Source organism: Enterobacter cloacae complex sp. 382A5 (genome assembly GCF_050031095.1).
GTDB lineage: Bacteria > Pseudomonadota > Gammaproteobacteria > Enterobacterales > Enterobacteriaceae > Enterobacter > Enterobacter cloacae.
Genome location: NZ_JBLGVK010000001.1, coordinates 2,204,989 through 2,222,220, shown reverse-complemented (window position 1 = coordinate 2,222,220; position 17,232 = coordinate 2,204,989). Strand labels below are relative to the sequence as shown.

Here is a 17,232-nt window from a genome sequence, read left to right as displayed (position 1 = left end):
CAACCCCGAATTCAAGCGTATTAATCATTATTCCCACTGCATTTATTACCCACCTGGTACACTTCCGGCACGTTGTCGTGCTGTGCAGCGGGGGATCTTAAGGAGAAAGAGATGGCATTTGGCAGCGCGCCACGTGGGATACCCCGTATCCTGCAGTGGCTCCTTGCCGGACTGATGGCAATCGTCGGTCTGGCCGTTGGCGGGTTGGGTTTTAAACTCGTCACCGTAGGCGGAAGTGGATACTTCCTGATCATGGGCGTGGTAATGGTGATTGCCGCGATCCTGATTTTCATCAACCGCAGCAGCGGGATTGTGTTGTATGGCATCGCGTTTATCGCGTCGCTGTTCTGGGCGGTAAGCGATGCCGGCTGGGATTTCTGGCCGCTCTTCTCACGCCTCTTCACCTTTGCGGTTCTGGCATTCCTGTGTGCCCTCGTCTGGCCGTTCCTGCGTGCGGCAAACCGTGCGACGCCGGTGAAAAAAGGCCCGGCCTTTGGTGTGGCGGCGCTGCTCGCCGTGGCAATGCTTGTCAGCCTGGGCTGGATGTTTAAACCCCAAACGCTGGTGGCGGCGAATGAGCCGGTGCCGGTGAAACCGGTCGCGGCTGGCGAACAGCAGAAGAACTGGGCACACTGGGGTAACACCACCCACGGGGATCGTTTTGCGGCCCTCGACCAGATTAACAAGCAGAACGTTAACGAGCTGAAAGTCGCGTGGGTTGCCCATACCGGGGATATCCCCCAGAGCAACGGCTCCGGTGCGGAAGACCAGAACACGCCGCTGCAGATTGGCGACACGCTCTACGTCTGTACGCCGTACAGCAAAGTGCTGGCGCTGGATGTAGATTCCGGGAAAGAGAAGTGGCGTTACGACGCCAAAGCCACGGCCCCGAACTGGCAGCGCTGCCGTGGGCTGGGCTATTTTGAAGATTCACAAAAGGTGACAACGTCACAGACAGATGTGCAGCCCGCCGCCTGCCCGCGCCGTCTGTTCCTGCCCACCACCGATGCCCGCCTGATTGCCATCAACGCCGATAACGGTAAAGCCTGCGAAGACTTTGGTGACAAAGGTACCGTGGATCTGAGCGTGGGTATGGGTGAGATAAAACCGGGCTACTATCAGCAAACCTCCACGCCGCTGGTGGCAGGAAACGTGGTGGTGGTCGGCGGACGCGTGGCGGATAACTTCTCCACCGGCGAACCGCCGGGCGTGGTGCGCGCCTATGACGTTCATACCGGTAAACTGGCCTGGGCGTGGGATCCGGGTAATCCGGACCTGACCGGCCTGCCGCCGGAAGGCCAGACCTACACGCGCGGTACGCCGAACGTCTGGTCTGCAATGTCCTATGACGCAAAACTGAACCTGATTTACCTGCCAACCGGTAACGCCACGCCAGATTTCTGGGCCGGAGAACGCACCGCGCTGGATGATAAATACAGCTCCTCCATCGTTGCCGTTGACGCCACCACCGGCCAGGTCCGCTGGCATTTCCAGACCACCCATCACGACCTGTGGGACTTCGATCTGCCTTCTCAACCGCTGCTGTACGATCTGCCAGACGGTAAAGGCGGAACCACGCCGGTACTGGTGCAGACCAGTAAACAGGGCATGATCTTTATGCTCAACCGCGCAACCGGCAAACCGGTGGCGAAAGTGGAAGAACGTCCGGTCCCGGCGGGTAACGTGCAGGGCGAACGCTACTCCCCGACGCAGCCGTATTCCGTCGGTATGCCGATGATTGGCAACCAGACCCTGACCGAATCCGACATGTGGGGCGCGACGCCTGTCGACCTGCTGCTGTGCCGCATCCAGTTTAAAGAGATGCGCCATCAGGGGGTCTTTACCCCGCCGGGTCTCGATCGTTCCCTGCAGTTCCCTGGCTCACTGGGCGGGATGAACTGGGGCAGCGTCTCGGTCGATCCGAACAACGGGCTGATGTTCGTCAACGATATGCGCCTGGGTCTGGCCAACTACATGGTACCGCGTGCCAGCGTGGCGAAAGACGCCAGCGGGATTGAGATGGGTATTGTGCCCATGGACGGCACGCCATTCGGCGCCATGCGCGAGCGTTTCCTGTCACCGCTGGGTATTCCATGCCAGAAACCGCCGTTTGGCACGATGTCCGCGGTTGACCTGAAATCCGGCAAGCTGGTGTGGCAGGTTCCGGTGGGCACCGTGGAAGATACCGGCCCGCTGGGTATTCGCATGCATATGCCGATCCCTATCGGGATGCCAACCCTTGGCGCGTCGCTCTCCACCCAGTCTGGCCTGCTGTTCTTTGCCGGCACTCAGGATTTCTACCTGCGCGCGTTCGATACCGCCACCGGAAAAGAGATCTGGAAAGACCGTCTGCCGGTCGGCAGCCAGTCCGGGCCGATGACCTACGTTTCACCGAAAACCGGTAAACAGTACATCGTCATTAACGCTGGCGGCGCCCGCCAGTCACCGGATCGCGGTGATTACGTTATCGCGTATGCGTTACCCGATAAAAAGTAAGCGATGAAAAAAGGGACCGAAAGGTCCCTTTTTATTTGTAGGTCGGGTAAGGCGAAGCCGCCACCCGACACAACACGCCACTCAGAACGTCTCCCAGTTATCCCCGGAAACCGCTGCCGCCGGACGCAGCGGCGCATTCTTCGCCACTGGCGCAGACGTTGCCGCCCGGCCTTGCTTCGCGCCGCTCAGTCGAAATGCACCCACCGCCTCGGTCAGACGCGCGCCCTGTTCTTCCAGCGACGCCGCCGCGGCGGAAGCCTCTTCCACCAGCGAGGCGTTCTGCTGGGTCACTTTATCCATCTCAGAAATCGCCTGGCTCACCTGCTCAATACCACGGCTCTGTTCATCAGACGCGGCAGCGATCTCCAGCATAATGTCCGTGACGCGTTTAACCGCTTCGACGATTTCATTCATGGTATTACCGGCGGCGACGACCTCACCCGAGCCCTGGTCAATCAGCGAAACGGATTCGTTGATCAGACTTTCGATCTCTTTGGCGGCATTCGCACTGCGGCTTGCCAGAGTACGAACTTCGCTTGCCACCACGGCAAACCCGCGCCCCTGCTCACCCGCACGCGCCGCTTCTACCGCCGCGTTGAGCGCCAGAATATTGGTCTGGAAGGCGATACTGTTAATCACGGCGGTAATTTCAGAAATCTTCTTCGAACTGGTGGAGATATTGCCCATGGTTTTAACCACCCCGGAGACCATCTGGCCGCCACGGCTGGCTTTACCGGAGGCATCTTCCGCCAGCTTGCTGGCATGGTGCGCGTTATCGGCGTTCTGTTTCACCGTTGCGGTGAGCTGCTCCATGCTGGCTGCCGTCTGCTCAATGGCAGCCGCCTGCTGCTCGGTACGGGAAGAGAGGTCGGTGTTGCCTGCGGAGATTTCGCTGGTGCCACGATAGATCTCTTCCGCCCCCTGACGCACGGTTCCAACGGTGTTCTCCAGCGAGTGCTGCATGGTTTGCAGGTCGCGTGTCAGGCGGCCAATTTCGCTGCGTCCGGCCACATCGTCCGGCATGGTGAGGTCGCCTTTGGCGATATTTTCAATGCGTTTCGCGGCGCGCTGCAGCGGGGTGATCACCGTGCGACGCAGCACGACAAAGGTCATGGCCGTCAGCACCAGCGCCAGGGCAAACGCGCCCACCATAAACATCAGGCCCAGTTGGGTGCGGCTGTGAGCCTTAACCGTCAGGGCGTTCGCGCGCTCGGTACGGATCTTAATCGCCTTCAGCAGCACGGCGTTGTAGGCATCATCCAGCGGGCGGGCGCTTTCGTTTTCATGGTTAATGATGGCTTCAAACATGCCGTTTTTTGCAAACTTAAGCATCGGCTGCAGGCCTGCGATATAGGCGTCATAGCGTGTTTTCAGATCGGCATCCAGCGCTTCATCCTCAGGCGTACGAACCGCGCGATTGATGTATGCATTAAACCCTTCCTGAGACTGTTTGATCCGTTTTTCCGCCTCAGCGATGTTTTGCTTCATCGCATCCATTTCCGCGATACGGCTCGCCGCCCCGGCGTGGATCATATTGATACGCGCGGTTCGCAGATGGTTTGAGCTATTCGACAGCCCCATACGCACCTGAATTTCAGACGTGACATCCTGCTGATCGGTGTCGGCCTGTAAAAGGAAATACCCCGCCAGACCTGCGCTCAAGGCAAATAGCAGAATAATGCCACCGAGAATGGAGGAAAACAGCGGAACCAGCCTGATGTGATGCAAGAAGCCCAGCTTGCGCTGCGCTGGCATCGAAGTAGTGTTGTCCATGACCGTCGACTCTCTTGTAGGTAAGATGCGTAAAAACACGCCTGTTAAATAGTCATCGGCACGGCTGAGATTTAGATTACGGCTAAAAACGCCGCACTGGTCACACTTTAGAGAAGATTATTAAAGAAACGCCAGCGGCGAAAAACCGCTGGCGTAAGAGTTACTTGTCGCCGAAATGAATAACGGTACGAATGGATTTACCTTCATGCATCAGATCGAACGCCTCGTTGATCTGCTCCAGCGGTAAACGGTGGGTAATGAACGGATCGAGCTGGATTTTCCCGGCCATCGCATCTTCAACCATCCCCGGCAGCTGCGTGCGCCCTTTCACGCCGCCAAACGCTGAGCCACGCCATACGCGCCCGGTTACCAGCTGGAACGGACGGGTTTTGATCTCCTGGCCCGCACCGGCCACGCCGATGATAATGCTCTCGCCCCAGCCTTTGTGGCAGCATTCAAGCGCAGAACGCATCACGTTCACGTTGCCGATACATTCGAAGCTAAAGTCCACGCCGCCGTCGGTCATCTCAACAATGACCTCCTGAATCGGTTTTTCGTGATCTTTCGGGTTCACGAAATCGGTCGCGCCCATTTCACCCGCCAGTTTGAATTTCTCCGGGTTGGTATCCACCGCGATGATCCGCCCGGCCTTCGCCTGGACCGCGCCCTGAATCACCGCCAGACCAATCCCGCCAAGACCGAACACCGCCACGGTGTCGCCCTCTTTCACTTTCGCCGTGTTGTGTACTGCCCCAATCCCGGTGGTGACGCCGCAGCCCAGCAGACAGACTTTATCCAGCGGCGCCTGCGGGTTCACCTTCGCCAGTGAGATCTCCGCGCAAACGGTGTATTCACTGAAGGTGCTGGTGCCCATGTAGTGGTAAACCGGCTCGCCGTTGTAGGAGAAACGGGTGGTACCGTCCGGCATCAGGCCCTTGCCCTGGGTGGCGCGAACCGCCTGGCAGAGGTTGGTCTTACCGGATTTACAGAACTTACACTCGCCGCATTCTGCGGTGTACAGCGGGATCACGTGGTCGCCCGGCTTCAGGCTGGTCACGCCTTCGCCCACTTCCACCACCACACCGCCCCCTTCATGGCCGAGCACCGCCGGGAAAACGCCTTCCGGATCGTCGCCCGACAGCGTAAAGGCATCGGTATGGCACACCCCGGTATGGGTAATTTTGATCAGCACTTCGCCCTTCTTCGGCGGAGCAACGTCAATTTCAACGATTTTGAGCGGCTGGCCAGGGCCAAATGCGACGGCTGCGCGAGATTTCATAGTGTCTTCCCTTATTGTGTGGTGTGTGGGTTTATTTTAGATAAGCGCGCAGTAAATGGCCGACTTCTGCCATGCGCACGGCTCGCTGATCCGGCGTGGTTTCCCCCGTTACCAGCTCATCTTTGAGGTGAATTTCGACCATTTCGCCCATCAGGCCATTGGCAGCGCCGCGCACGGCGGCAATTTGCTGCAGGATGGCCAGACAGGGGTCGCCCGACTCCAGCGCGCGTTCAAGGGCATCAACCTGGCCCCGAATGCGACGAACGCGAGTGAGGATACGTTTTTTATCTTCGGGTGAGTGCGGCATACGGCCTCCTGATACTATAGGGGGGTATGGTACCCCTTAAAGCAACATTATGTAAACAACAGCTTTCATAGGGTTATCAGGCTCTTGAAGCGCATTATCATACATAAGTAATTCTGAATAATTTCTCTTTGAAATGCTGGCCTCAACATTCGAATTAAGCCATTTTCTATGGCTAAGCCAAAAAAAAGCGTCACCAGTACCCTTTATTCGCTGGAATCGATAAGCAGCATTGATAATAATTCAAAAAACCTTCTAAACCTTAAACCTGGTAACAGGTTGAAATGAAATGGTTTCCGCCATGATTAAATTTTCCTTAATAATAAAGGCTTCTACGAAATCTTATTTTTTGGCGTTCAGAATCTGTAAGCGGTCAAAATCAAACCACTCCTCTTTGATGTAAGATATATAATTCAAAATAATTATCGAAACCATATTGCGCAAGCCATTGTTATATATGGAGAAAAATCACAACACCTTAAAATAACGATCAATATCAATGAGTTACAACATTGATCGATGTCTGATCACGTGCTAAACCTAAATCCAGGTAAAAATATCTTATGGAGAAGAGTATGATGTCGTGGCGAGTATTAAGTTCTGTCATTTGCCCTAACACAGGAATCGTTTATTCGCACATTGTTGGTTTGAAATTATTAAGATTAATAATTTGGTACGAGAGTGACATCTATCTTTTGCCCGGAGACAGAATACATACAACAAAAAATGGAATTTTTGTAAATGGCGTGTTCAACCACATATCCCTTTATAACGTCTCGCCATACAATGAGAACCTGTGGGACGAAATAAAAAACAAAATGGCCTGTCCTTTTAATAAAAACCTGGATTCTGAAGACTGCTCATACACTGAGCATTGCAATGCGCGCAAATGCCCGCACGGATTTGAGACAACCCCGTTGATAATAAGAGTGCCTCGCGATAGCTAATCATTTAATAAGTTAGCTTTTGGATCCGCTGCCCCCTGTTACAGGGACCGCATGCTTAACATATATTTTACTGAGATACCAACTGAAACCCTATCAGTTACGGCCCCCGCGCGCCTGCCGATGACTTGCGGCAGGCGCGAGGCCATATCTCAGATAACATACGTTATTAATCATTTGGTTTGGTATTATTTATACTTTTATTCATCCTGGTGGCAGAGGTCTTCTACCACATCTTTTAACTAAACTTTAAATGTTACGCGCGGAGATCTCTGCTTTAGTTAAGCTGTATAGCTCATCTTGTAACCTATTAAGCGCGTTGTTCTCTTCTCGCAGCATTTTGCCGTTATTTTGCAGTATTAAGTCGTTAAAGGACCCTGCCCCTGCGAAAATAGACCTGATACCTAACAAGGCCTGCTCATAATCAGAGTCCAGCTGTTCGCGAAAATAGATGAGTTTCTTTGACCAAACACTTTCATTACATGAAACAAGCAACTCAATGATATTATTGAGTAAAACCTGAATATCCGATTTCATTTCAACCCCCCAAAATTAACTGTTTCCACGCCTGGAATTTCCCAAGGCGCAGGGATGACAACCTGCTCAGTACCCCCAGGGAAAATATCAGACTGGTAGCCTACCTCTCCGACATACACCTTCGAGCCTGCAGGAATTTTTATCTCATAAAAACTATCTATCACGGATTCAGAACCGTCTGGCCATTTTGGCAACACCGCCTTATCGACACGTGTTTGTAGTACCCCTAAAGGTCGTTCATAGCTGAAAAATCGCCCCAACTCAGTGCCGCTTTGACCCCCTCTAAAAAAAGTGGTGTCCTGGGACAAAGTTATTTCCTTATAAGCTCCGCCTGAAAATGTTTCAGCAAAGCGTTCGCTCAATGGTCCTGGCTTTATCATCGAATATTCCCCCTCGACTTTTCCCAGAACATGGAGATTGCTAAGCTCACTCGCTGCCCCCAGTCTACCAAGCCCAAGACCCGCAGCAACCGAAGTCGCAGCAATAATCATCCCTTTATTGTCCATAACCTGATTGTAACCCGCTGGCGCATCGCCACCGAGCTGCTGGGCGGTCTGGTGGAATCCCTCAATGTTGCCATTATAAATCCCACCCGCGGCCAGCAACCGACCTGCAGTTTTGCTGTTGATGGTCTTTGCTGCCTGGGCATGTTGCGTCGGTGCCGCCGTACGAACGTGATAACCAGGGCGTTTCAGCTGCCGGGAAATGAGGTAACTGAGCCGGGTTTGAAGGAACAAAGGCAGGTTATTGCGAAGGTCACCGGATGTTGTCAGCACGCCCGAAATGGCATGCCCGGTTACGTCTTTTCTCAGCAGAACGAGCTTTCCGGATTTGATGTCGTTAAGCGTGTCACGGTAAGCCATCCAGGGTTGCTGCCAGTGGAACGGTTGATAACGGCTGACAAACCGCGTGTAGCCCTGCGGTAAATTCCACTCCTGTATGATGCGGTTTGGCAGTGCTGTATCTGCCAGGTCTGCTGCCGCCTTGTCCGGGTGAATAATGTGAGGAATGTCCTCAAGGTAGATGTCGTCCAGTGACATGGCCTGGCTGTGATGAAGCATGGTATCCCTGTAGCGCTGCCGTTAAGTGCCCCATTATTGCTCATTCCCGACACCTGTCAAACATCCCCAATTTAATCTGCAACCGCAGAAACAGACACGCCCTTTCCTGCGCTTACCCGGCCTTCATTTCTATTGCTAATCTTTGCAACTCTTCTTTCAGCCAGCGGGTTGCGCCCCGCTGACCGCTGCGTTTATGGGAGTAAATTTTCACGTCAAATTTTTGAATGGCGAACGGTAAGGTAAAAATGTTGATATTCACTGCCGCCTTCAGCTTTTCGGCTGCATACCGGGGAATGGCCATCAGCAGATCGCTTTGCGCAACGATAAACGGTGCGCTGAGCATTGACGGGGTTTTGATTGCAATGTGCCGGGTATAGCCCAACTCCTCCAGCCGTAAATCCAGCACGCCCTGCTTCTCATTCCAGGGGGTGACAACCAGATGGCGGGCCGCGAGATAATCCTCCAGCGTCAGACGTGTCCGGCTTGCGTTGCTGATGACCACATACTCATCTTCAAACCAGCTTATCTCCTCCAGTTCAGGATGGCGGATCTCCTCCGCCGTGCTGAAACCGAGCGCCAGATCCACTTCGCCTGCCAGCAGCTCCGTCAGCGCCGGGCTGTGCGGCAGATAACGCAGTTCAAAACGCAAACCCGGCGCGGCATCCTGCAACGTGTGCATCAGGGCCGGGAATATACAAAGCGCGGTAAAATCTGTAATCGCAATGTGCAGGCTCTCGCTACTTTTGGCCGCTTCAAACTCCGGCTGCGGGGTAAGCTCATGATTAAGAAACGACAAAGCAGAAGCAATGGACGGCGCGAGCTGTGTGGCATACACGCTGGGTGACATGCGATGCCCTTCCCGGAAAAATAGCGGATCATTCAGCGTCGTTCGCAAACGTGACAGCGCATGGCTCAGTGCCGATGTGCTCATCGCTAACTCATCGGCGGCCAGGCGAACCGAACGGTGACGGTAAATGGCGTCGAAAACGGGCAGCAGGTTTAGATCAAGGCGTCTCAGGGCCGGATGCATAATATTCATCATTTGTTGATTTCATTGCACTTAATTCTTCGGACAATACTCCGTATGCTTAGCGCCATCAATCGCAAAACATGCAGGAAATACCATGAGCATTACTATTCGTCAGGCCCGCCCCGAGGATGCGGCGGCCATTTACGCCATGATCTATGAGCTGGCGGTCTATGAAAAAGCGCCGGAAGAAGTGATCACCACGCCGGACGAGATCCGCGAAACCCTCTTTGGCACAGACAGTAAAACCGAAGCGCTGATCGCGGAGTATGAAGGTAAGATCGCTGGCTATGCCGTGTTCTTCACCAGCTATTCAACCTGGCTTGGCCGCAATGGTATCTATATGGAAGACCTGTATGTATCCCCGGATTATCGCGGTAAAGGCGCGGGTAGAGCCTTGCTGAAACATATCGCGCAGCTCGCCGTAAAACGCCAGTGTGGTCGTCTGGAATGGAGCGTACTGGACTGGAACCAGCCGGCAATCGACTTCTACCTGAGCATTGGCGCGCTCCCGCAGTCCGAGTGGGTGCGCTATCGCCTGGATGGAGAAGCTCTGCTGAAATTTGCCGGGTAAACGGCGCGCGCTGTGCAGAGATCCCGGCTGTGCGGGATCTATGCTACAATTCCATAAATTTCATTAACATATTGTTGAATACCATGAGCACAGCCCCCTTCATTCGTCCTCAACTTACCCTGCCAAACGGCGCTGACAAACTGCTGCTGCACTCCTGCTGCGCGCCCTGCTCCGGCGAGGTAATGGAGGCCATTCAGGCCTCAGGCATTGATTACACCATCTTCTTCTATAACCCCAATATCCACCCGCAAAAGGAGTACCTCATCCGTAAGGAAGAGAATATTCGTTTTGCGGAAAAACACGGCGTGCCCTTTGTTGATGCGGATTACGATACGGACAACTGGTTTGAACGCGCAAAAGGGATGGAATGGGAGCCTGAGCGTGGGATCCGCTGCACCATGTGTTTCGATATGCGTTTCGAACGCACGGCGTTATACGCGGCGGAAAATGGTTTCAGTGTGATCAGTAGCTCCCTTGGCATCTCGCGCTGGAAGAATATGCAGCAGATTAATGACTGCGGTCAGCGCGCGGCAGCCCACTATCCGGGCATGGTCTACTGGGATTATAACTGGCGTAAACAAGGCGGATCGTCGCGGATGATTGAGATCAGCAAGCGCGAACAGTTTTATCAGCAGGAGTACTGCGGGTGCGTATATTCTCTGCGTGACAGCAACCTTCACCGCAAGTCTCAGGGGCGTCCTCTCATCAAAATTGGCAAACTGTTTTACGGCAAAGACGAGTCTGACGAGTAAGGCGGCGCGAAGGGAGACATATCCTAAAACGCGCCAGAATCCGCATTACGGCTCTCAGATGTTGAAATAGCGGCTATCCTTTAATTATCCACAAAAGGAGGTAACAATGTCTGATTTCGACGCTGATAAAAATGCACAGTATGCTGGTGATAAAGCCAAAAATAAACTCGACGAACTGACGGGCTCTGCTCAGCAGCAGTTTGGTGAATTCGTTGACTCCCCTAAACATCAGGTGAAAGGGGCAGCACGAAAATATGCTGCGCAGGCCAGTGATGCCGTCTCTGATGTCACTGAGGCAGTCAGAAATAACCCGTTAACCGGCCTGATTGCGGCTGGTGCTGTGGGTATTGTTCTGGGCCTGTTACTCGGCCGTAAATAATCTCAGGCCCCACGGGGCCTTATTTTATTAGCTAAACAATCTTACCATGCGATCTAACTCCTCTTCCTTCACAGCGCGGGAAAGATAATATCCCTGGAAACTTTTTACGCCTAACGCCACCAGCTTTTCAAATTTCTCTTCGCTATCCACCCCCTCTGCAATACATTCGCTACCGGTCATATCACTGTATATCTGAATCGCTTTGATAAGTTTGTAATCATTGTCATTAGCGACAAACTTTCCGACAATATCCCGGTCAAGCTTTAAACCATCAAAATGAACCTGCCTCACCGGAAACATGGTTTGATGGCTGGAGAAGCAATCATCCAGGAATAACCGACACCCCGTACTGCGCAGGCGACGCATGGTTTCTGGGATGGTTTTATCTTTGGTCACATCAATATCTTCAGCAAATTCAAAGACCAGGTTCCCGGCCCACTGGGGTTTGAGCAGCATCTTGATGGCTTTTTTGGCCATCTCGGGCAAGGCATTTCCGGCCGCGAGTTCCGGCGGTATATTCACCGAAAAATAATATTTCCCGTTATATTTGTTGATGCCAGAAACAGCGGCATGAAGCACCAGCGCCGTGATATTCAACCATAGCTCACGATTTTTCACTCCGGTAAGAAAATGGGCAGGCTTGATAATTTTACCGTTCTTGTTCCAGCGTAATAAAATCTCAAACCCCACACCCTTTTTATTTTTATCGGTGATGACTTGATACGCAGGAAATATCTCCCTTTTAAGCAGCGCATTAAAGACATCCACCTCAGTACTGGACAGTGATTCTATTTTGCCCTGCCGTTCCCCACTCCCTGACGCAGAAAAACCCTGAGAATTTTTATACCACAACTGGATTAATTGCAGCTTTCTTAAACCGGCCTTGCGATGTGTATATACCGTTTTATTCGTCAGCCCAAATTTTTTGCACTGTTTATTTACCGACATGCCCCGGTAGAAATTTAATAAGACATCAAGTTCTCTGTTTGTGAGCCCTTTTTGACGGTCTTTAAAGCTACAGTCCGCATGATGCTCCTGCAATGAGCGAGATCTGTCCCTGCATGCGTCGCTTTTTTTCTGGACACGCGCAATAATATCGCCGCTGTTGGCGATGCGGATCAGAGATAATTTTTGGTTGTTATTCAACAAACTACGCAAGGTCCCGTACAGCCAACTGTCAGGTATATTGCCATACAGAGTGACCGGGCGGATGACGGGAAGCGTGTTAAGAAGATCGGCAAGGTGCCTGAGGCTCTGCAAAAGATCCACGATCTCTTCCCCGAGAAAGACCGTAATTTTAGCGTCCTGATTTTTGATAATAGTGTAGACATCTTCCCGATTTGCGACGTCATCCTCAAAACGCACCTGTGACGCCAACCCTCCCTGCTCTTTCAGTAACAGACGGTACCCCTGGAACGTAAAACTGCAGGCTGAAATAACAAATTCCTGTGCATGACAATCATGATTATTGTGAGAATTGTTTTGAATCATAATGCGCTCCTGGGTACAAAAACACCGTTGCTCTGGTCAATAATGACCAGCACATCGAGACTAAAAACATGCGGAAATGTCACAAGCCTGAATATAACCTGCGTAACAGGTTAATTTTATCTTACCCCCGTAGGTTAATAAACCGTTATCAACGTATCGCCCTGCAACATCTTTGCGTTAATCACCGCCTGGATCCATATGCTGTGCAAATATAACAATCTTTGCAAATAACGACGGAAAATGTTTTCCCCGCAAGGTATAATGAAAATTCCGAAAAAGAAGTCTGGACACTTCATTACGTCGGCTTGCTCAAAAAGAGAAAATGCTATGGATAATCATATCTCATCCAGGGCCTTGCTACATCGAAGGGATGTTATTAAGAACAACCCGCGGTTTAGCGAGGCAATAATAGAACACTACAAAATCAATGACAGCATCTATAAAAAACAACCCTTGTTCTACAAAACAATGCTCCAGGAATCACGATTCAATATTATTCTTGCCATGTGTTGTTTTATATTCGGCAATCAGGCCGAATCTGTTTCAGAGATAAAAGCATTATGTTCGCGATACAAAATCGCCAGTCCCAACAGCGTTATTGCTATCATCACCTTACTGAGAACTACCGGGCGGATTAAGACCTGGCGCTGTATGGAGGATCGCCGAAAGACGCGCATCGCCCCCACGCAAAAAGGACTGGATGAACTAAAACGTTACATGAGCGGCGCATTTATACCTGTCAGTATTCTTTACCCGACATTTAACATCGACCTTAACCTGTTAGATAACGATATTCTGAGAAATAACTTTTTCCGCCGGGCGGCTGAGTATCTGTTTCGCGGATTAACCTTCAAAGCCGTGTTACCGGAAGTGGGGTTATTTATTGATAAAGATGGAGGGCGAATGATTATGCTGTATTTATATTTGCAGGCCATTAAAAACAAAACCGCACATGGCGCGATAATTGATTATTCGCCCGGCACACTGGCGAAAGCATTTTTTGTCTCACGTATCCATGTGGCACGCATTATTAAATCTGCGCAAGAGGCAGGTTATCTTAAAGACAGAGGGGATGGCCGCATGACCATTTATCCTGCATTTATGCAGCTCGTCGAAAATTATGCCGGGTTATATTTTGCCTATGTCACGCATTACATCAACGTGGTTCCGAAGGAGCGACGCCAGGGTGGGGATGTAACCTCCCCGGTATAATCCTGGGGCGTTCGGTTTCCCGAGCGCCCTTTTCTGTTCGTCAGCGTTCCCGCAACGCCTCTTTCGCCTTGTTCAGCGGTTTCAGCAGATAATCCAGAATGGATTTACTGCCCGTTTTAATATCCACCGTCGCAATCATCCCCGGGAATACCGGAAATTCCTTGCCCTGTTTATTGGTCAGGTGGTTACTGTCAGTACGGATATAGACGCGGTAGTAGTACACGTCTCTTTTGACCTCATCCTGAAGGGTATCGGGTGAAATCATGGTCACCTCACCCGTCAGTCCACCATAAATCGAGTAGTCATAGGCGGTGATTTTCACCAGCGCTTTTTGTCCGGGGTGGATAAACGCCACATCACGCGGTGAAATTTTCGCTTCTACCACCATCTGATCGTCAAGAGGCACCAGGCTCATCAGTTTCCCATTGGGCGGGATAACCCCGCCGACGGTGGTGACGTCGATGTCCTTCACAATCCCGCGCACCGGCGCGTTGAAGGTCAAACGGGTCAGGGAATCCTCGCGCCCTTTCATGACCGAGCGCTGGGCTTCGATCTCCGCATTCGCTTTCGCCAGCTCTTCACGGGCGCGCACGTAATACTGGTTTTTCATTTCGGTGATTTTGTTCTCAAGCTCGTTTTTTTGCCGCTCCAGACGTAACACCTCCACCTTGCTCGCCGCCCCCTGAGTGACCAGCGGACGGGTTAACGACAGCTCGCGCTGGACCAGTTCAGCCCCCTGACGCAAACCGGCCAGCCCTTTTTCCAGGCTTTCGCGACGGGACTGGAAGAGCGCCGTTTCCTGTTTGACCAGTTCAACGTCGTCATCCAGCTCTTGCGGAAACGTCAGTTCCGTGTCGTTCACTTCCGCTTTCAGGCGCGCAGCCGTGGCCAGCGCGGCATTCAGACGAGACTCACTTTCCAGCACGCTGGATTCTGTTTTGGTGCGGTCAAGCTGAGCCAGCCGCTGCCCACGTTCAACGATGTCACCTTCGCGCACCAGCAGGCTATGGATAATGCCCCCCTCCAGCGACTGAATGACCTGCTCGTGAGAAGACGGGATCACTTTGCCGTTGCCGGTGGTGACTTCATCAAGCTGGAACAGACTCGCCCAGGCGATAAACGCCGCAAGCAGCGCGAACAGCGACCAGGCCACCCACGTTGAGCGCGGCAGGCGCGGCTCTTTCAGGCGGCTGTTATAGCGGGATAGATCATTCATGCCATTCCCTCCTCGGCCACGGCCGCCGGTTTCATGGTCACGGTACGCTGCGCTGCCTTTTGCGGCGCCATACCGTGCTGACGCAGGATCGCGTCGCGCGGGCCATCCATCACCACCTTGCCGTTTTCCAGCACGATGATGCGGTCAACCAGATCCAGAATCGGCAGCCGGTGTGTTGCCACCACCAGCGTCCGGCGCTTGCCCAGCCATTGCTGTAAGTGCTGAATGAACTGCTTTTCGCTCATCTCATCCAGCCAGGCGGTAGGCTCGTCCAGCAGAAGAATATTGGGCGACGTGATCAGGGCGCGCGCCAGCAACAGCGCCTGTCGCTGGCCGCCGGATAACCCGGCCCCCCCTTCATTGATGAGGTAGTTCAGCCCCATTTTCTGCTTACGCACGAACTCCAGCGCACCGCTGTTAACCAGCGCCTGATGGATCTCCTCGTCGGTGGCAAGCGGGTTACCCATCAGGATATTGTCGCGCACAGAGCCAAAGAACAGCCGCGCCTGCTGGCTGAGCAGCTGCATATCCCGGCGCACATCGGCGGTGTCGAGATGATTTAAGGCAATATCATCCAGCAGAATGCTTCCCTGCTGCGGTTCCTGCATCCCGGCCAGAAGCTGCAGCAAGGTACTTTTGCCGGAGCCGTTGCGCCCCAGCACCGCCACCCGTTCGCCGGCGCGGATCTGCAATTTGCTGATGTGCAGCACGGTCAGTTTTTCCTCGTCGTCGTACCAGAATCCCACGTCGTCGAGGGTATAGTTCCCGCGCAGATGGGCTTTATGCACCTTTTTACCCTGCTGAGGATCGTCAATCGGGCGCTGCATCAGATCGTCCAGACCCTTTCTCGCCACCTTCGCCGACTGCCAGCGGGACAGCACGCTCGAAATCTGTGAGAGCGGCGCGATGGTGCGCGAGGCCAGAATCGAGGTTCCCACCAGCGCACCGGTGGTCATGTCGCCGCTGATGACCAGATAGCACCCCACCAGCAACACTACCGCGTAAACTATGGACTGTACCTCCTGGGTCCAGGTCAGGAGCAGTCCGGTCAGCCAGCGCTGTTTCATTCCGACGGTGGCCGCCACATCGTTGGTGTTGTTCCACTGATTCTGAAAACGCTGTTCGGCGCGCATCAGCTTGATGTCCTCAATGCCCTGTACCGCCTCCACCAGGGTGGCGTTACGAATGGCGGATTCGCGCATCCCTTCGCTGGAGAGTTTTCCCAGCGGGCGCTGTACCAGCAGGCCCGGGATCAGCAGCAGCGGCACGGCAAGCAGAACCACCAGCACCAGCGGACCGCCAATCATCCACAGAATGAACACAAACAGCAGGAAGAACGGCAGATCGGAAATCGCCGCAATGGTGGTGGAGGTAATCAGCTCACGCACCGACTCCAGCTCGCGGATCTGGGCGATAAACGACCCGGTCGATTTAGAGCGGGCGCCGTTTTTGATCCGCAGCGCGTGAGCAAACACCCGCTCGGAGATCCGCAGATCCGCCCGCTTACCTACCACATCCGAAATATGCACACGCAGCATACGCATAATGAACTCGAACACGATGGCGAGCATGACGCCGCCAAACAGCACCCACAGCGTGGCTTCAGACTGCGAGGGCACCACCCTGTCGTACACCTGCATGGAGAAGACCATGCCGGAGAGCGCCAGCACGTTCGCGACCAGCGCCACCAGCATGATGTCGCTGTAGCGTCGCCAGTCTTTCAGCGCCAGCTGCCAGAACCAGTTTTTCTCATAGGGTTTGATGTAATCATCCACGCGGGCATCCGGCGTGGATTCGAGCGGGCGCAACACCAGCAGCGTTTTCAGCCGTGCGCCGAGCGCTTCCCGCGTTAATGTTGTCTCCAGCCCGCCATCGCCGCTGAACTGCAGGCTGACGTTGCCGTCGTTGTCCATGCGGTTAATAACCGCGATCTGTCCGCCAGTGAACTCCGCCAGCAGCGGTAAACGCCACGGGTCGAGGGAGACGGCGTCTGCTTCCACCTTACGCATCCCAAGCCCAAGCTGGCGCGCCATCTCCTCCAGCACCAGCTGGCGCGGGGACTGGCTTTCATGGTTAATCGTGACCCGAACATGCTCCGCCGAAAAATCCAGCCGATAGTGCTTCGCGATGATGAGCATGCCCTGCAACCAGGGTTCGTACTGTGGATGTGTCTTCATAATCTCCGGG

At 53.4% G+C, this 17,232-nt stretch carries 15 protein-coding genes; 6 read left to right on the top strand and 9 right to left on the bottom strand.

Going from position 1 to position 17,232, the window contains the following annotated elements:
* Positions 1–111 precede the first annotated feature (111 nt).
* On the top strand, positions 112–2,496 hold the full coding sequence (locus tag ACQG2G_RS10500; protein WP_348595838.1) for a glucose/quinate/shikimate family membrane-bound PQQ-dependent dehydrogenase: 2,385 nt from the start codon (positions 112–114) through the stop codon (positions 2,494–2,496).
* A gap of 81 nt (positions 2,497–2,577) precedes the next feature.
* Here ACQG2G_RS10500 and ACQG2G_RS10495 read toward each other — a convergent pair whose 3' ends face one another.
* The 3 genes from ACQG2G_RS10495 to ACQG2G_RS10485 all read right to left on the bottom strand — a co-directional run bounded on the left by ACQG2G_RS10495 (position 2,578) and on the right by ACQG2G_RS10485 (position 5,855).
* On the bottom strand, positions 2,578–4,269 hold the full coding sequence (locus ACQG2G_RS10495) for a methyl-accepting chemotaxis protein (protein WP_038419375.1): 1,692 nt from the start codon (positions 4,267–4,269) through the stop codon (positions 2,578–2,580).
* A 160-nt stretch (positions 4,270–4,429) separates the two neighbouring features.
* Positions 4,430–5,548: an S-(hydroxymethyl)glutathione dehydrogenase/class III alcohol dehydrogenase gene (locus tag ACQG2G_RS10490; protein ID WP_023619503.1), complete on the bottom strand. Its 1,119-nt coding sequence runs from the start codon at positions 5,546–5,548 to the stop codon at positions 4,430–4,432.
* A gap of 31 nt (positions 5,549–5,579) precedes the next feature.
* Entirely contained in the window at positions 5,580–5,855 is a 276-nt protein-coding gene (locus tag ACQG2G_RS10485; protein WP_013096678.1) for a metal/formaldehyde-sensitive transcriptional repressor, read from the bottom strand.
* Positions 5,856–6,415: 560 nt separating this feature from the next.
* Between ACQG2G_RS10485 and iraM the strand changes: the two genes are divergently transcribed.
* Positions 6,416–6,799, top strand: coding sequence for an anti-adapter protein IraM (gene iraM / locus ACQG2G_RS10480; RefSeq protein WP_338149075.1), 384 nt, complete (start codon positions 6,416–6,418; stop codon positions 6,797–6,799).
* Between the two features lie 246 nt (positions 6,800–7,045).
* Here the strand turns inward: iraM and ACQG2G_RS10475 are convergent, their stop codons facing one another.
* The 3 genes from ACQG2G_RS10475 to ACQG2G_RS10465 form a co-directional block, all read right to left on the bottom strand.
* Positions 7,046–7,333, bottom strand: coding sequence for a DUF6966 domain-containing protein (locus ACQG2G_RS10475; protein ID WP_061772019.1), 288 nt, complete (start codon positions 7,331–7,333; stop codon positions 7,046–7,048).
* Positions 7,330–8,394, bottom strand: a complete 1,065-nt coding sequence (locus ACQG2G_RS10470) for a hypothetical protein (protein ID WP_061772017.1) — start codon at positions 8,392–8,394, stop codon at positions 7,330–7,332. The genes ACQG2G_RS10475 and ACQG2G_RS10470 overlap by 4 nt, the downstream gene beginning before the upstream one ends.
* A 112-nt stretch (positions 8,395–8,506) precedes the next feature.
* On the bottom strand, positions 8,507–9,436 hold the full coding sequence (locus ACQG2G_RS10465) for a LysR family transcriptional regulator (RefSeq protein WP_061772014.1): 930 nt from the start codon (positions 9,434–9,436) through the stop codon (positions 8,507–8,509).
* An 82-nt stretch (positions 9,437–9,518) separates the two neighbouring features.
* Here ACQG2G_RS10465 and ACQG2G_RS10460 point away from each other — a divergent pair, with 82 nt between their 5' ends.
* The 3 genes from ACQG2G_RS10460 (at position 9,519) to ACQG2G_RS10450 (ending at position 11,126) form a co-directional block, all read left to right on the top strand.
* Positions 9,519–9,995, top strand: coding sequence for a GNAT family N-acetyltransferase (locus tag ACQG2G_RS10460; protein ID WP_061772013.1), 477 nt, complete (start codon positions 9,519–9,521; stop codon positions 9,993–9,995).
* An 83-nt stretch (positions 9,996–10,078) separates the two neighbouring features.
* The gene (locus tag ACQG2G_RS10455; RefSeq protein WP_020688571.1) at positions 10,079–10,747 is read left to right on the top strand and encodes an epoxyqueuosine reductase QueH; all 669 of its coding nucleotides are present in this window, start codon (positions 10,079–10,081) and stop codon (positions 10,745–10,747) included.
* Positions 10,748–10,853: 106 nt separating this feature from the next.
* Positions 10,854–11,126, top strand: coding sequence for a DUF883 family protein (locus ACQG2G_RS10450; RefSeq protein WP_013096686.1), 273 nt, complete (start codon positions 10,854–10,856; stop codon positions 11,124–11,126).
* A gap of 27 nt (positions 11,127–11,153) precedes the next feature.
* On the opposite strand, the gene ACQG2G_RS10445 is transcribed toward ACQG2G_RS10450, so the two are convergent.
* Entirely contained in the window at positions 11,154–12,617 is a 1,464-nt protein-coding gene (locus ACQG2G_RS10445; RefSeq protein WP_348595837.1) for an EAL domain-containing protein, read from the bottom strand.
* A gap of 327 nt (positions 12,618–12,944) precedes the next feature.
* Between ACQG2G_RS10445 and ACQG2G_RS10440 the strand changes: the two genes are divergently transcribed.
* Positions 12,945–13,829, top strand: coding sequence for a hypothetical protein (locus ACQG2G_RS10440; protein WP_013096689.1), 885 nt, complete (start codon positions 12,945–12,947; stop codon positions 13,827–13,829).
* A gap of 40 nt (positions 13,830–13,869) precedes the next feature.
* Here the strand turns inward: ACQG2G_RS10440 and ACQG2G_RS10435 are convergent, their stop codons facing one another.
* Together ACQG2G_RS10435 and ACQG2G_RS10430 are read right to left on the bottom strand one after the other, a co-directional pair.
* Positions 13,870–15,045 (bottom strand): HlyD family type I secretion periplasmic adaptor subunit, encoded by a 1,176-nt coding sequence (locus ACQG2G_RS10435; RefSeq protein WP_013096690.1) that lies wholly within the window; start codon positions 15,043–15,045, stop codon positions 13,870–13,872.
* Positions 15,042–17,222: a type I secretion system permease/ATPase gene (locus ACQG2G_RS10430; protein WP_248766885.1), complete on the bottom strand. Its 2,181-nt coding sequence runs from the start codon at positions 17,220–17,222 to the stop codon at positions 15,042–15,044. Before ACQG2G_RS10430 ends, ACQG2G_RS10435 begins: the two co-directional genes overlap by 4 nt.
* Positions 17,223–17,232 lie beyond the last annotated feature (10 nt).

What these genes read in the sequence shown, in the direction of transcription:
- ACQG2G_RS10500 (WP_348595838.1), top strand. Translation starts at nt 112, where the DNA reads ATGGCATTTGGCAGCGCGCCACGTGGGATACCCCGTATCCTGCAGTGG.
- ACQG2G_RS10495 (WP_038419375.1), bottom strand. Translation starts at nt 4,269, where the DNA reads ATGGACAACACTACTTCGATGCCAGCGCAGCGCAAGCTGGGCTTCTTG.
- ACQG2G_RS10490 (WP_023619503.1), bottom strand. Translation starts at nt 5,548, where the DNA reads ATGAAATCTCGCGCAGCCGTCGCATTTGGCCCTGGCCAGCCGCTCAAA.
- ACQG2G_RS10485 (WP_013096678.1), bottom strand. Translation starts at nt 5,855, where the DNA reads ATGCCGCACTCACCCGAAGATAAAAAACGTATCCTCACTCGCGTTCGT.
- iraM (WP_338149075.1), top strand. Translation starts at nt 6,416, where the DNA reads ATGGAGAAGAGTATGATGTCGTGGCGAGTATTAAGTTCTGTCATTTGC.
- ACQG2G_RS10475 (WP_061772019.1), bottom strand. Translation starts at nt 7,333, where the DNA reads ATGAAATCGGATATTCAGGTTTTACTCAATAATATCATTGAGTTGCTT.
- ACQG2G_RS10470 (WP_061772017.1), bottom strand. Translation starts at nt 8,394, where the DNA reads ATGCTTCATCACAGCCAGGCCATGTCACTGGACGACATCTACCTTGAG.
- ACQG2G_RS10465 (WP_061772014.1), bottom strand. Translation starts at nt 9,436, where the DNA reads ATGATGAATATTATGCATCCGGCCCTGAGACGCCTTGATCTAAACCTG.
- ACQG2G_RS10460 (WP_061772013.1), top strand. Translation starts at nt 9,519, where the DNA reads ATGAGCATTACTATTCGTCAGGCCCGCCCCGAGGATGCGGCGGCCATT.
- ACQG2G_RS10455 (WP_020688571.1), top strand. Translation starts at nt 10,079, where the DNA reads ATGAGCACAGCCCCCTTCATTCGTCCTCAACTTACCCTGCCAAACGGC.
- ACQG2G_RS10450 (WP_013096686.1), top strand. Translation starts at nt 10,854, where the DNA reads ATGTCTGATTTCGACGCTGATAAAAATGCACAGTATGCTGGTGATAAA.
- ACQG2G_RS10445 (WP_348595837.1), bottom strand. Translation starts at nt 12,617, where the DNA reads ATGATTCAAAACAATTCTCACAATAATCATGATTGTCATGCACAGGAA.
- ACQG2G_RS10440 (WP_013096689.1), top strand. Translation starts at nt 12,945, where the DNA reads ATGGATAATCATATCTCATCCAGGGCCTTGCTACATCGAAGGGATGTT.
- ACQG2G_RS10435 (WP_013096690.1), bottom strand. Translation starts at nt 15,045, where the DNA reads ATGAATGATCTATCCCGCTATAACAGCCGCCTGAAAGAGCCGCGCCTG.
- ACQG2G_RS10430 (WP_248766885.1), bottom strand. Translation starts at nt 17,222, where the DNA reads ATGAAGACACATCCACAGTACGAACCCTGGTTGCAGGGCATGCTCATC.